Origin of the sequence: Nostoc sp. DedVER02 (genome assembly GCF_034530675.2) — a bacterium.
Classification (GTDB): domain Bacteria; phylum Cyanobacteriota; class Cyanobacteriia; order Cyanobacteriales; family Nostocaceae; genus Nostoc.
The window spans coordinates 93,763-106,760 of sequence record NZ_JAVRCP020000010.1; the positions used below are offsets into that span (position 1 = coordinate 93,763).

Sequence of the window (12,998 nt, forward strand, 5' to 3'; positions counted from 1 at the left end):
GCAACAGTGATAGAAACTTGAGTTATGGATCAAAAGCCGATTTTAAAAAAGATGTTTTTCGAGGCGCACAGCGCTCTTAAATTTGGTGTCCTTGTTACAATCCCAGCTTTACAAGCCGTGGATTTACCCAATTCCCAATTCCCTATTCCCTCTGTGGGGAATTGCTATGTAGCGCCAGTATTTTGATCTGTTGGTCTAAATTTTTTACTAATTGATTTAGGGTAACTAAAGCCTCTGATTGCTGAGAATCAAGACTGGGATTCAGTAAAAGCCGTTCTTGTAGTTCATGTAACTTGAAACTTAGTTGCTGAGAAATTCCTAAAGCATCGCGTCCTAGACGCATCAATTGTTGTTCTTGATAGAACTTTAATGCTGCTCCCCGTAGGACTTGCAGTGTTGCCTCTTCACCGTAGATTCCTGGCATGACTCGCAAGCGTAATAATAAGCGATTTTTTTGATATACGTATTCCTTCTCTACCTGTTTTGGTTCTGAAACTGTGGTAAGAGGTAAGGAAGCAAACCGCTTTAATTCATTCAGTACTCCTTGGAAAACAGAGAGTGGCAGTTTATCTAATACAGACTGCAAGATTCCATTGTCACTCCATAGTATTCTGGCTTCGTAAGCTTGTCTTTCTAAATACAGCCGACCAATTCCCCCAGCCAGAATGCGCCCTAGTAATTCTTCTAGTAATTTCTTAGGTGGTAGTGTTGTTAGCAACTCAATAGGAGTAAGTAGTTCAGGAACTTGGGTAGGTAAAATTGGTAAATTTTTTGGTGCAGCTATTTCGGAAGTCTTACCTTCATGACTTCTCGTTGTTTGAGATGATGGATCTAGCTCTGGGATAGGAGGCAAATCTACACGCTGCCCAGAATGTTGACGCTTTGATGTCTCAAATAGCATCAATATTGGTTGCTGATTTGATTCAGAGTCGGTATTTAGAGAAGCAATAAGTTTATCAGCAATGCTAGCTGGGCTATTTTGTTGGGGAGAGTCGGCTGTCGGCTGATGCCCTTGTTGGGCATTTAGTTGGGATGTATTCTTATGATTGAGGTAGGCTGACAAGATTCTGCGGTGAGCGTCAGATGCGATCGCTTCAATCACCATTGTGTAATTGAGATAAGACAAAATACCACCAACATAATCTAGTGCCTCGCTATCTTCTGGATGAACCATACCTAACAAGAAGTTTTTGTCTTCTAATCCAAAGGGTAAAATCTGGTGGTAGAGGCAAGCTTCAAAGGATAAAAGACTATCTATCAGTTGGAATATTTGCTTGCGTTCCTCTTCTTCTTCCCATCTAGCTTGAGCAGCAGTTAGCATTTGCTGTCCATTTGCTGCCGTATTATTTAGTTCACCCTCTGAAGACAACATAAATTTGATTGTGTGGTATTTATTTATATTTTGCCTCTAATTTACTAGGTAGTTAATAAAGATACTTTGTTGGATTGTTAAAATTTCACTTATATATACTTAAGTAAACGTAAATAGAAGATGGAGTTTTGATTGCAGGCTAGGGATAATACTGAGGATTAGGATATTGGGTATGGGGCATTGGCATGGGGTATAAAAGATCATAATATTAATAGTTCTTCTTCCCCTGCTCCTCCATTCCCCATGTATCTTGCCTGCTAGGATCTAAATTGGCTATTCGTTGGTTCTTAAAGCTTGGGCTGCAAGATAGATTCTTGTCCATTCGCCTAAAACTTGATGGGTTTTGAGTTTTAACTGTTGGGCTACTGCTTCTATCGAGTTACCTGCTTTTCGCAAGTCTAGGATCTGCCGCCCCAGAGGAGTTAACTTTTCATCAAGTTGCTGCCATTGGCTTTGGGTTAACCCCAAGTTATGTTCTTGCAAAGAAATTGAGAGCCAATTATCTACGAGTTCTGGTTTACCTTTGAGAGCAAAAACACGTACTGCATGGTAACTAATTTTTTCTCGCAAACGGTATACTTCTCTAGCCTGCTTATTTAATTTGTGGGCGATCTCTTCTTGGGACTTACCTTGCAGATACAGTCGTAGCCATTCCACTGCGTCTGTACCCAGATTTTCTTGTAAATAATTTTCTAATTCTTTTTGGACTGATTGCCGTAAAACTTGTTGTTCTTCTTGCTGTTGTGCTTCAATATATTCTGCGATCGCTTGACTATCCACTAAGTTAACTCGATTGTCACTGTCGTCGGTGAGAACTTCTTCTGACACCAGTCTAATCAAGTCACGACCAGGTACTTGGGTTAAGCCACCGCGCTGAGTCCGACGCAGGTAATTTACAAATCGATAAGCTAATAAAGGTTGATTGCGTACTGGTCGCAGACAATATTCTTCTACAGTGGCAAATAGCAGAGCATCTCCCAATCGTCGATCGCTTGTATATTTGGCAAGATCGGCCATTTGTTGTTGCATGTAGGCATCGGTTTGCAGCAATTCTTGGAGTACCTCTTGCAACACATCCATAACACTACGCTGGCGATCGCGGCTGAGGGAAACCCAAGTCTGAATCTTATTCCGTAATGTCACTAAACTTCCGAGCCGCGTTATCAAGTTCCGATAAGCACGTTCCCGTCCAAACCCCAAATAGCGTTGACGTAAAATCCTCCAACGATATTCCATCGCTTGTTTGGCGATCTCAAGTTCTTTTGGGTTCAACAGATCAAAACGTTTTGAGTCAGATCCTAAAAGCCAGAGAATAATACTTTGTCTGGTAGCTTCATTTTGGTCTGGACATTCTGCAAGCAAACGGTTTTGCCAATCTAAAGCCAGTTTTTCCACATCCTTTGTCATAGTGAGATTGCGCTCCTCGAAACTTAATTTTGAAGTTTGCATCACAACCCCCATTTATCCCCACCTAATTGTTTAACTGGCAGCTGTCCCAGATTTCATGAGAATCATGAAAATATCTCAGTGATTCCACTTTTATTACGTCTTAATTCAAGAGAATTATGCAAAAACTTTCGCCTTAGTGTTTTGCTCTCAACTTTAAAATGCCTCCAAACCCTTATATATAAGCTGTTTGGAGCAATTCTGGTATTTTAAAATTTTTGTAAAGTTATATTTTTAACTAAGAACAAAAATCCCCCTAGAGTGGCAATAATAAAGCCTTTCAAGAGAGGGTAGGAAAAATCTGACATTTTGTAACCAAGCCGAGGAACGAATCTAATTTAACTTAATATCATACGTTTTTTAACCCGTATAATTTTCAACACTTTACCACGCATTACGTAGTAAAATACTTAATTAAACCTTAATACACTTGCTGTTAGTGATATTTTGCCCCAGAATTTCCCCCAAGCTTTTTTAGAAATGGGCTTAATTTCCTCCTCCCTCACGAGGATTAGGGAGAATTAAACCTGAGATAAATTGTATTAAGTTATATTTCATTAATATATTTTTATTTTATTTAAGTATATATACGTATGCTGGTATTTAAGAGCATATTTTGTAGTATATTATATAACAATATGGTTCAGTTAAGGGCTATTGGTAAAAATTTTTGGTTTTCGAGACGCGATTTATCGGTGTCTCTACAAGTGTTTTGGTCTTATCTCAACGGTATTGCGTTATATAAAACCTTAATATCTAAAATTAGATAATAATTATCAGGCTTTTAGTGGTAGAAAGTTGTCAAAACTCTGCTTCTAATCATTGACAAGTTATTATGAAAAACTTTTTTAAACTCATAAAAATGAACAGTCAACAGTCAATATTAATTTTGACTATTGACTCTGACCGTTGCTTTCTCTCTGCTTGAAAATTAAACTTATGCAAAATCTAAAAACAGAAATAATGCAACCCTCAAAAGTTTACTACTCAGAAGTCATATTAGAAACTTCTCTAGTTAGATTTGTTTAGGGGGATTCTTCGTTTTGAATTTCCCCGCACAGGGTTGAATCTATCGATTATTCGACGATCTAACAATGGGGTTTTCTAAAGATTCTCGATACTGTTGAACTTGTTCTGTATAAGCAATTGGTAGAACAGCTTCGACGTTTTCATGGGGACGAGGAATAATCACCCAGGATTCTAGAGTACCGCCATATACACTTTCTGCGGCTTCAACACCAGCAGCCATAGCCGCTTTTACCTCAGAAACATCACCACGAATATTAACCGTAAAACGGGCACTACCCACTCTGATATATCCAACGAGGGTGACTCGACCAGCTTTTACCATAGCATCTGCTGCTGCTAGCACCGCAGGGAAACCTTTCGTTTCAAGTGCTCCAACTGCCTGTAATGACATTATTAATCTCCTGTATGAATAAACGAGATGGGGGTTACAAGTTAATTGTACGAAGCTTCGCTACAGATTTTGATGGCGAAATTGCTTAGAAAATGCGGAAAGGTTCAGACTCTTCGGTGAAATGGATTGGTAATATGGTTTCAACATTTTCCGGGGGATTGGGAACGATGTAGTGGGTAATTACTGTACCAACCTTGACTTGCTCTCCAGCTTCGATTCCGGCTTCAACAGCTTTTTTTACCTCAGCAACCTGTCCCCGAACAGCGACCAACAAACGAGCGCTTTCAGCTTGGCCATAGTACACAATCGTGACTGCGGCAGCTTTAACCATCGCATCTGCTGCTGCTAAGACACTAGGAAAACCTAAAGTTTCAATTACGCCAACCGCCATTGGCATGGCATTAGCTCCTGGATTAAGGGATAGGCGATATCAATTGTACGTGGCTTTAGTCCCAATTTTGACATTTTGCAAAACTTTCTTTGATGCCGCCAAATTCTATAGGAGTAGGGAGTGGAGTATTAAAAGTTAAGGGTGAGGAGTTAGGAGTTAAGAGTTAGGAATGGGGAGTTAGAATGTTTTAATTAGCTGCTAGACTATATTTGATGTATTAAAAATAATACTTCAGGATATTAGTTTGTGCAATTTTGTTGTTTAACCTACATCAGCGATGAGTTAAAGCAAGCTAGTACGATAAACTGACAATTTATGTTTCCGAATTTTCTCCCTCAAGCAGTTGGGCAACTAACTGAATCTGCTTCGATCGCACTAGCTCAGAGTATTCAAACTGCTGCGATCGCTACTCCTTTAATTAATCAACCAGTTACCACAACTTATGTCAAGCAAGGGAGTGGTGGAACTCCTATATTATTAATTCACGGCTTTGACAGTTCTGTGTTAGAATTTCGGCGGCTTTTGCCACTGCTTTCTAGAGATAATGAAACGTGGGCTGTTGATTTGTTGGGTTTTGGATTTACAGATAGACTCTCAGGGATTGCTTATAGCCCAACTGCCATTAAAACCCATCTTTATTATTTTTGGAAAAGCTTAATTAATCAACCTGTAATTTTAGTGGGCGCTTCGATGGGGGGTGCAACGGCGATTGATTTTACACTAACTTACCCGGAAGTAGTAAAAAAGCTGGTGTTAATTGACAGTGCAGGCTTGGCGGGTGGTTCACCGTTAAGTAAATTTATGTTTCCCCCTTTGGATTATTTAGCAACTCAATTTTTGAGTAATCTGAAGGTGCGCGATCGCGTTTCCCGTATTGGATATAAAAATCAAAGTCTTGCTTCTGTCGATGCTTTATATTGTGGCGCATTACACCTACAAATGCCGAGTTGGAATCAAGCTTTGATTACTTTTACTAAAAGTGGTGGTTACAGTGCTTTTAGATTCAAAAAATTATCACAAATTGGGCAACAAACGCTTATTCTATGGGGCGATTCCGATAAGATTTTGGGGACTGGGGATGCAATGAGGTTTAAAAAGGCAATTCCACAAAGTAATCTCATCTGGATTCAAGATTGTGGCCATCTCCCACACCTGGAACAACCACAAATTACCGCGCAGCATATTTTAAACTTTCAAAATTAACCGAGGAATATTGGGTTACCGAAAAGGTGGAAGGGAAAAAAAGAGTAAAACTTTTCCCACACCGTATAGAGCAAGTATTTTTAAATATGGAAAATATTAAAAGAAGATTTTTCAGACACTTAGTACAATAAAAATCAGTGTCTATATTTGAAACCCCTGCTTTTAAGTTACTGGTTCCTTTTACCCTTTACCCTTTCCCCCTTTCCCTTTCTTCATATCTAAGCCCCATGCTATCAATCTACTGAACGCAGGCAAAGGTTACATATATAAAAAGCTTTTCACTTATTGATGACGGCTTCTGCAAAAGCCGTTATTTTCTTCCTGTTATTTTCACATAATTTTAGGGAAAGATATAGCTCAATACAGTTCAATCAAAAATGGCTTGTAAGACGTTATAATACAAAGTTTTCTAGCCATAGCTATGCAAAGTCATGCGAATAGATTTGAACACTTCCTAGAAAGTCAGTTTATAGAGAAATAACTATGGCAATAGAAAGGAATAATAATCTAGATACCTTAAAAGCATTAAGCATTAGTTTTGTTTTTATCTGGCATTTACGCCCATTTCAATTTATTATAAATGATTTTACTCCTGTTAATGTATTTATTCTTGCTAAGAATTTGAGGAATTTGGAACTGCAATTATCTTTAACAGCCGTTCCGATTTTTTATATTGTTTCTCTTTACTTGTTTTTTCAAAATTCTAGTGACTTTAGATACTTTCAAAAAAGAATTATTAAGTTAATTAAAATTTACTTATTTTGGTTGATTGTTCAGAATATATTTTTTATGAGTGCCGTGAGAACAATACCTAATTTCTCATGGGAAAATATAAAAGGTGTAGAACCAAGCTTACCATTAGTTGGTGATTCAGTTTTCTATTTTATATTTAATCTAATTTGTTTGACAATTTTAGCCTATTTATATCAACTCATAGAATCAGATTATCTCAAAATAATTATATCCACTACAGTAGTAATATTTTGTTTATTTTATTTTGAAGCTTGCTGCTTACTAAATCTGAGTATTCCTTATCATTGGGTAATAAATTTTGTTATTTATATTCCTATAGCTTTTTACTTAGTTAAGTGTCCAGAGAAGTTATTAAATTTCAAATTTTATTACCTGATTGCATTTATATTGTTTTCGTTCCATGACATTTATTTGCGTACATCTGGCTATTACTCAAGCATTTATGGCAGAATTTCCATTATTTCTGGAGCTATGACTATTTTCTGTTATATTTATTCTCGAAAAGAAATAAAAGAAAGTTTCCTAGTACAAAAGTTATCTAAATACTCTCTTGGTTTATTTTCATTACATAAATACTGGCAATACTTATTCTTCTTGCTAGTTCAACATTATCAAGTTGGCATAAATATAGGAATTTTTGGAACTTATTTGAGCGAAATATTTATAATTGAGGGATTTTTTGTTGTATTTTTTACTATCTTATCAATTTATTTATTGAAGTTAACTTTTTTAAAGCAGTTTATTGCTTAGTAAGTATATTTTATCTGAATGATTGACTAACTCTAGTAGACAATGGCGTAAGTTTACTTAACTTGAACAAAGGGTTGAGTAGGGGCAATTTATGAGTTCCCCTACTTGTATGGTTAATTTTAGCTGGATTTGAGGCAAGTTTTACTAGTCAAGTAACCACATTTCATTAGAACTCTCAGGATACTCATTTGGTTGATTTTGTGGTTGATTTTGAGCTAATGTTTCCGATGACCGATGTGATTTTTTGTAGTTAAGGGGATTGTAATGGTCTTTGACTGGTTTGATAGCAGTAGTTTCTTTGACAACAAGTTTTTTAGAATTATCTTCTGCTGTTTGTTTTAAAGCATTAATTTCTTCTATAAGTTTGGAGTTTGCGTCTGCTAGCTGCAATGCTGCTTTTTTGGTTTCATCAAGTTCTTTTGCTATCTGTTGTGCTAATAATTTTTGTTCCGATGCTAAGGTTTGTTGTTTAGATAATTTTGATTGCAAATCAGTAATTTGTTGTTCTAGAGAGGCTTCATTTTTATGGCTTTTTTCCAAATTAGCTGTCAATTCTTTGACAGTTGCTTCTAAATCAGCCTTAGTGGGACTTGTGCGTTTAGTAGAAGTTGGCTCATTTGTCTGTAATGAGGATTCTTCATCAGATGAAGCTTCTTCTTCGACAATTTTTTCTGCTGTAACTTCGATCGCAGATTCACCTTCTGGGGATGTAAATTTTTGTGCCTCTTCTTGTAATAAATCAGAGAGACTTTGTTTCCTAGCCATTATTATTTCTCCAATCACGCTGTAATTCATCAGCTGCACGGCGGTAGTCTGACTCCGCCTCTCGTGCATTACTTCCTCGCCATTGAGCGATCGCTACACCCTCAAGTGCTGCTCGTTCATGAGCCTTATAAGCACGGATAAAGGTATTACAAGCAGGAATACCTAATCTAGTGAGAGTGTTTTTTGCTTCTAGCGCTTCCCCAATACTGCGCGTATCGACTTTGGTAAGGAGTACCCGATGGGGGGTTCCCACAGGGATGACGGCTTCCTTGACTGTTTCCACGAGGATAGCTAAATCCATTGCGGATGGGGGTGTAGGCAAAACTAGATAATTTGCGATCGCAACTACCGCCACTAATGCTTCAGAGCGCAGCGCGGGAGGCGTATCCACCACTACTAAATCGTAACCTGTTATCTTTCCTAAATCACTTAAAAGCTTAGGATCTGTTTCTTGAGATAAATCAAACCCCATTCCTTGCTGACTGCGCCCAAACCACCAACTGGCAGAACCTTGAATATCTGCATCAATCAGCAACACCTTTTTTTTCTTCGCAAAGTTTGCAGCCAGATTGACTGCGGTAGTCGTTTTACCGACTCCTCCTTTACCGTTGAGAATAGCGATGATTTTTGGCACTGCTTGCTTCCGATGCTGCCTTTTTAGTGCTGAGTTAGGAGTTAGGAGTTAGGAGTTAGGAGTTAGGAGTTATTATTCTCCTTTTTGTCCAGCTTGTCTTCCCAGTCCTTAGTCCTCAGTCCCCAGTTTCTAGTCCCCAATGATGAATATAGCGCTTTATGTAACCCTAAGTAACATGAAAACTCGTAACAATAAAATTTAGAAGCTATCAAATCTATAAAATTAGATGACAGCAACTTACAATCTGCCTTATGAGTCTAAAATGTCGCGCTGGTTGAGGATGATCGAGTTTATTAGTCAGCCGATGAAATGCCCTCATTCATATTTCTATTCTGCAACGCCTAAATTAGAGTGCGATCGCAAAATTATTGCATAACAGGTCGATGCATTGGCATAACAAGTCGATGCATTGGCATTGCAGTTGGAGTTCCTTAAGCTAAACGCGCTATATCTCAATACAGTTTAGTTAAGCATTTCTTTCTTCTCTTCCTTTATGTTCTTCTCTAAAACGCTGGGTGAATGCGCCTTTGCGGTTTGTTAAAAAAATACTTTGATAAGGAATTAAACCTTAACCCAAGCGTATTGCCCTATATCTCAATATTTGAGCATGAATTTTGATTCAGCCGATGCCATAACAATATCAACTGCTATACGCCAAGGTAAAACTAGCGCTGTGGAAGTTACTAAAACTGCGTTAGCACGAATAGCAGCACGGGACGATCAACTCAACTGTTTTACGGCTGTGACTGCTGAAGCGGCTTTAGCAGATGCAGCACGCATTGATCGAGGAATTGCCCAAGGTAATAATCCGGGAATCCTTGCTGGTGTCCCTTTTGCGGTGAAAAATCTTTTTGATATCACTGGTTTAACAACTCTGGCGGGATCGAAAATTAATGCAGAAAAACCATTAGCTAGCCAAGATGCAACCGCAGTAGCCAAGCTGAAACAAGCGGGTGCAGTATTAATTGGCGCTTTGAATATGGATGAGTACGCTTATGGATTTGTGACAGAAAATTTCCATTACGGTGCTACTCACAACCCCCATGATTTACAGCGAGTTGCTGGTGGTTCATCGGGTGGTTCGGCGGCGGCTGTTGCTACTGGGTTAGTACCTCTGAGCCTGGGTTCTGATACTAATGGTTCAATTCGGGTTCCGGCGGCGTTGTGTGGCGTTTTTGGTTTGAAGCCAACTTATGGAAGGTTATCTAGGGCTGGGGTAGCTTTATTTTCTAGCAGTTTTGACCATATTGGCCCATTTGCGCGTTCGGTGGAAGATATTGCGACAGTGTTTGATGTGCTTCAGGGAGAAGACGATCGCGATCCAATTTGCACAAAACGTCCGCCTGAATTGGTTTTACCACAACTTAAGCAAGATATTTCCGATCTCAGAATTGCTATTGCCAGCGATTATTTTACCCAAGGTGCAGAACAGGAAGCTTTAGCAGCAGTGCAAAAAGTCGCTGATGCTCTAAATGTCAATCAATATGTGACAATTCCAGAAGCACAACGCGCCCGTGCAGCAGCCTTTGTGATTACAGCTAGCGAGGGCGCGAATCTACATTTGGAAAATTTGCGATGTCGTCCCCAAGATTTTGATCCAGCAACACGCGATCGCTTTTTGGCTGGGGCGTTAATTCCTAGTAGCTGGTATCTTCAAGCACAAAGGTTTAGAAAATGGTATGGCGATCGCATTCGAGAAGTGTTTCAAAATGTGGATGTGATTCTTGCCCCAACTACACCAATTTCTGCACCGCTAATCGGTCAACAAACTATGGTTTTAGATGGTGAAGAAATTCTTATTCGTCCTCATTTAGGGCTATTTACTCAACCATTATCTTTTATCGGTTTACCCGTTTTATCAGTTCCAATCCAGCGTCAAAATGATTTACCATTGGGCGTACAATTGATCGCAGCACCATATAATGAAGCGTTGATTTTACGGGTTGCGGCTGCGTTAGAAATAAAGGGTGTAATTTCAGCACCAGTAATGTAGTTATAGTAAACCAATGTTGGATCAAATATTTTTTACCCCACCTAACCCTTATAAAGGGGAGGGAACCGGATTATCTTATTTCCCCCTTTATAAATAAGGGGGGATTAAGGGGGGTAATAATTCGATTCAAATCACAACATAACACTTTTCAAATAACCTCTAAGGTTGCTAATCTTCTAAAATCTGGATTTCATCAAGTTGATTAATCACTACATCCGCACCTCGGACATTATCTGACTTACCCACCCAAGTGATACCAATACAACCTGCGGCTTTAGCATTACGTGCCATTTGCATATCACCAACTGCATCACCCACCATCAAGGTAGCGCCCGGTTCAACTCCCAAAGCTTGGCAAGCTTGCAAAAATAGCACTGGATCTGGTTTACTCGGCCCCTCATCTACTCCCATTTCCAATTGGATATAATCACTTAATTGATGATTCGCTACAAACTTATTTACTTCATCAGTTGTTGCAGCTGAGAGGATACCGAGTTTCAAGCCTGCTTTCTGTAAATATTTCAACAATTCTAAGCTACCTACAAATAGCGGTGAAGGAGTTTGTTCGATATATTTCTCTGCTTCATCCAAAGCTTGACGCGCGATTTTTAAACATTCAAACCATCCTTTTCCCGTCTCGGCAATATATGCCGCAGCTGCAATTTCTGTTTCGCGGCGACTTGCTACCGATATCAAACCCGCCGGATCTAAAAGATTGCCATTGATGCCAAATGCCATTAGCAGAGGCTCCCCAGTTCCAGGGATTTGAGCATCTATTAATCTTGTTGCCTTTTGTGCTAGCGATCGCAAATAAGTTTCAGAATCTTCTAAAGTACCGTTTTTGTCAAACAAAATTGCCTGGATATTATCAAAAGTGATATTTCTACATTTAATAGTCACCACAATATTTCACCCCACTTATTTAATTAATATTCCTAACTCCTTGTACAGACGCGATTAATCGCGTCTCTCCCCAATTTTCTCCATAAAAAAAGAGGGAAAAACCCTCTTTATATAAAGATTTAATACTCTTACTTAAAAACAAGTAAAACTATAAAATGTATTATTCTTCAATAGCTGCTGGAATTTGTTCTTCAGTTTCCGTTGCTGCTGGAATCTCTTCTTCAATTTCTGCAACTACTGGAGTTACTTCCTCAATTTCTGCTGCTGGCGGAATCTCGTCTTCAAGTTCTGCTGCTGGTGGAATATCTTCTTCTGCTACAGCATCCGCAGGTGCAGCCGCCGCAGCAGTAGCACCTTGTTGCTTGGCTAGTAGCTGTTCACGATACTTAGCAGCCATTTCTTCTGCCTTATCGTAAACCAAATCCCGGTTTTTAATCATGTCACCGGGTTCGGGTTCTAGCTGCTTGGTAGATAAGGAAATCCGACCTCTTTCTGCATCCAAGTCAATGATCATAACTTTCACTTCATCATTGACATTGAACACACTATGAGGTGTATCAATATGTTCGTGGGAAATCTCAGAAATGTGTAGTAGACCACTCACGCCGCCGATATCGATGAAAGCACCGTAGGGTTTGATGCCACGAACAGTACCAATTACTACTTCGCCGACTTCTAGGCGGTTCATCTTCCGCTCAACCAGCGCCCGACGATGAGATAGAACTAAACGGTTACGTTCTTCATCAACCTCTAAGAATTTCAATGGTAAATCTTCGCCTACCAATTCTTCTTTAGGTTTGCGAGTACTGATATGAGAACCGGGGATAAAGCCACGTAATCCTTCAATCCGTACCAATGCACCACCGCGATTGGTTGCAAACACGCCAGAACGGACAGTGGCATCTTCTGCTTGCAGCTGTCGGACGCGCTCCCAAGCCCGCATATATTCAATGCGGCGAATGGAAAGGGTTAATTGCCCATCTTCGTTTTCATCGGTAAGGATGAAAAATTCTCGCGTTTCGTTTGACTGTAAGACTTCTTCCGGACTATCAACCCGGTTAATAGACATTTCTTGTATAGGAATATATGCTGCGGTTTTAGCACCAATGTCAATCAGAGCGCCGCGCGGCTCTATACTGAAGACGGTTCCTGGGACAACATCACCAGGGCTAAAATGATAATCGTATTTGTCAAGTAGAGCAGCGAAATCTTCGTGAGTGAATCCAATTTCTGTAGCGGTTAAATTCTGATTGACCATGCTGATTTGTTCCTGGTTCTAGTCTCCGTAAAGGTTGTGTGACAGGCGTGATGTACTTCTGTAAGCAGTTCTATGGCAGCTTACACAAAACATCCAATTTCATCCTAGCG

12 protein-coding genes are annotated in these 12,998 nt (G+C 39.3%); 4 read left to right on the forward strand and 8 right to left on the reverse strand.

The genetic code is table 11. The annotated features are described in order from the left end of the window. Positions 1–142: 142 nt before the first annotated feature. The 4 genes from RMZ41_RS13075 to RMZ41_RS13090 form a co-directional block, all read right to left on the reverse strand. On the reverse strand, positions 143–1,372 hold the full coding sequence (locus tag RMZ41_RS13075) for a pilus assembly protein PilB (RefSeq protein WP_322641849.1): 1,230 nt from the start codon (positions 1,370–1,372) through the stop codon (positions 143–145). 273 nt (positions 1,373–1,645) lie between these two features. Next, a complete protein-coding gene (locus RMZ41_RS13080; protein WP_322734465.1) occupies positions 1,646–2,833 on the reverse strand; it encodes a HetZ-related protein 2 in 1,188 nt (395 codons plus the stop codon). A gap of 1,054 nt (positions 2,834–3,887) precedes the next feature. After that, a complete protein-coding gene (locus RMZ41_RS13085) occupies positions 3,888–4,238 on the reverse strand; it encodes a carbon dioxide-concentrating mechanism protein CcmK (protein ID WP_322641848.1) in 351 nt (116 codons plus the stop codon). A gap of 85 nt (positions 4,239–4,323) precedes the next feature. Further along, positions 4,324–4,635 carry a BMC domain-containing protein gene (locus RMZ41_RS13090; RefSeq protein ID WP_322641847.1) on the reverse strand — a complete coding sequence of 104 codons (312 nt, stop codon included), beginning with the start codon at positions 4,633–4,635 and terminating at the stop codon, positions 4,324–4,326. A 309-nt stretch (positions 4,636–4,944) separates the two neighbouring features. Between RMZ41_RS13090 and RMZ41_RS13095 the strand changes: the two genes are divergently transcribed. Together RMZ41_RS13095 and RMZ41_RS13100 are read left to right on the forward strand one after the other, a co-directional pair. Continuing rightward, the gene (locus tag RMZ41_RS13095) at positions 4,945–5,832 is read left to right on the forward strand and encodes an alpha/beta hydrolase (RefSeq protein ID WP_322641846.1); all 888 of its coding nucleotides are present in this window, start codon (positions 4,945–4,947) and stop codon (positions 5,830–5,832) included. Between the two features lie 483 nt (positions 5,833–6,315). Beyond that, a complete protein-coding gene (locus RMZ41_RS13100; protein ID WP_322641845.1) occupies positions 6,316–7,335 on the forward strand; it encodes an acyltransferase family protein in 1,020 nt (339 codons plus the stop codon). 144 nt (positions 7,336–7,479) lie between these two features. Here RMZ41_RS13100 and RMZ41_RS13105 read toward each other — a convergent pair whose 3' ends face one another. Further along, positions 7,480–8,100 (reverse strand): hypothetical protein, encoded by a 621-nt coding sequence (locus tag RMZ41_RS13105; protein WP_322641844.1) that lies wholly within the window; start codon positions 8,098–8,100, stop codon positions 7,480–7,482. Beyond that, positions 8,093–8,734 carry a ParA family protein gene (locus RMZ41_RS13110; RefSeq protein WP_322641843.1) on the reverse strand — a complete coding sequence of 214 codons (642 nt, stop codon included), beginning with the start codon at positions 8,732–8,734 and terminating at the stop codon, positions 8,093–8,095. Before RMZ41_RS13110 ends, RMZ41_RS13105 begins: the two co-directional genes overlap by 8 nt. Before the next feature lie 226 nt (positions 8,735–8,960). On the opposite strand from RMZ41_RS13110, the gene RMZ41_RS13115 reads away from it, so the two are divergent. Then, the gene (locus tag RMZ41_RS13115; RefSeq protein ID WP_409875250.1) at positions 8,961–9,110 is read left to right on the forward strand and encodes a hypothetical protein; all 150 of its coding nucleotides are present in this window, start codon (positions 8,961–8,963) and stop codon (positions 9,108–9,110) included. Positions 9,111–9,341: 231 nt separating this feature from the next. Further along, a complete protein-coding gene (locus RMZ41_RS13120; protein WP_322641842.1) occupies positions 9,342–10,727 on the forward strand; it encodes an AtzE family amidohydrolase in 1,386 nt (461 codons plus the stop codon). A 168-nt stretch (positions 10,728–10,895) separates the two neighbouring features. Here RMZ41_RS13120 and RMZ41_RS13125 read toward each other — a convergent pair whose 3' ends face one another. Both RMZ41_RS13125 and RMZ41_RS13130 read right to left on the reverse strand, forming a co-directional pair. Next, on the reverse strand, positions 10,896–11,630 hold the full coding sequence (locus tag RMZ41_RS13125; protein ID WP_322641841.1) for an HAD family hydrolase: 735 nt from the start codon (positions 11,628–11,630) through the stop codon (positions 10,896–10,898). Positions 11,631–11,790: 160 nt separating this feature from the next. Further along, on the reverse strand, positions 11,791–12,888 hold the full coding sequence (locus tag RMZ41_RS13130; RefSeq protein ID WP_322641840.1) for a 30S ribosomal protein S1: 1,098 nt from the start codon (positions 12,886–12,888) through the stop codon (positions 11,791–11,793). Positions 12,889–12,998: the final 110 nt, after the last annotated feature.

Excerpts from the sequence above, each read along its gene's own strand:
- RMZ41_RS13120 (WP_322641842.1), top strand. The coding sequence starts at position 9,342 with ATGAATTTTGATTCAGCCGATGCCATAACAATATCAACTGCTATACGC.
- RMZ41_RS13075 (WP_322641849.1), bottom strand. The coding sequence starts at position 1,372 with ATGTTGTCTTCAGAGGGTGAACTAAATAATACGGCAGCAAATGGACAG.
- RMZ41_RS13130 (WP_322641840.1), bottom strand. The coding sequence starts at position 12,888 with ATGGTCAATCAGAATTTAACCGCTACAGAAATTGGATTCACTCACGAA.
- RMZ41_RS13095 (WP_322641846.1), top strand. The coding sequence starts at position 4,945 with ATGTTTCCGAATTTTCTCCCTCAAGCAGTTGGGCAACTAACTGAATCT.
- RMZ41_RS13105 (WP_322641844.1), bottom strand. The coding sequence starts at position 8,100 with ATGGCTAGGAAACAAAGTCTCTCTGATTTATTACAAGAAGAGGCACAA.
- RMZ41_RS13090 (WP_322641847.1), bottom strand. The coding sequence starts at position 4,635 with ATGCCAATGGCGGTTGGCGTAATTGAAACTTTAGGTTTTCCTAGTGTC.
- RMZ41_RS13115 (WP_409875250.1), top strand. The coding sequence starts at position 8,961 with ATGACAGCAACTTACAATCTGCCTTATGAGTCTAAAATGTCGCGCTGG.
- RMZ41_RS13085 (WP_322641848.1), bottom strand. The coding sequence starts at position 4,238 with ATGTCATTACAGGCAGTTGGAGCACTTGAAACGAAAGGTTTCCCTGCG.
- RMZ41_RS13100 (WP_322641845.1), top strand. The coding sequence starts at position 6,316 with ATGGCAATAGAAAGGAATAATAATCTAGATACCTTAAAAGCATTAAGC.
- RMZ41_RS13080 (WP_322734465.1), bottom strand. The coding sequence starts at position 2,833 with ATGGGGGTTGTGATGCAAACTTCAAAATTAAGTTTCGAGGAGCGCAAT.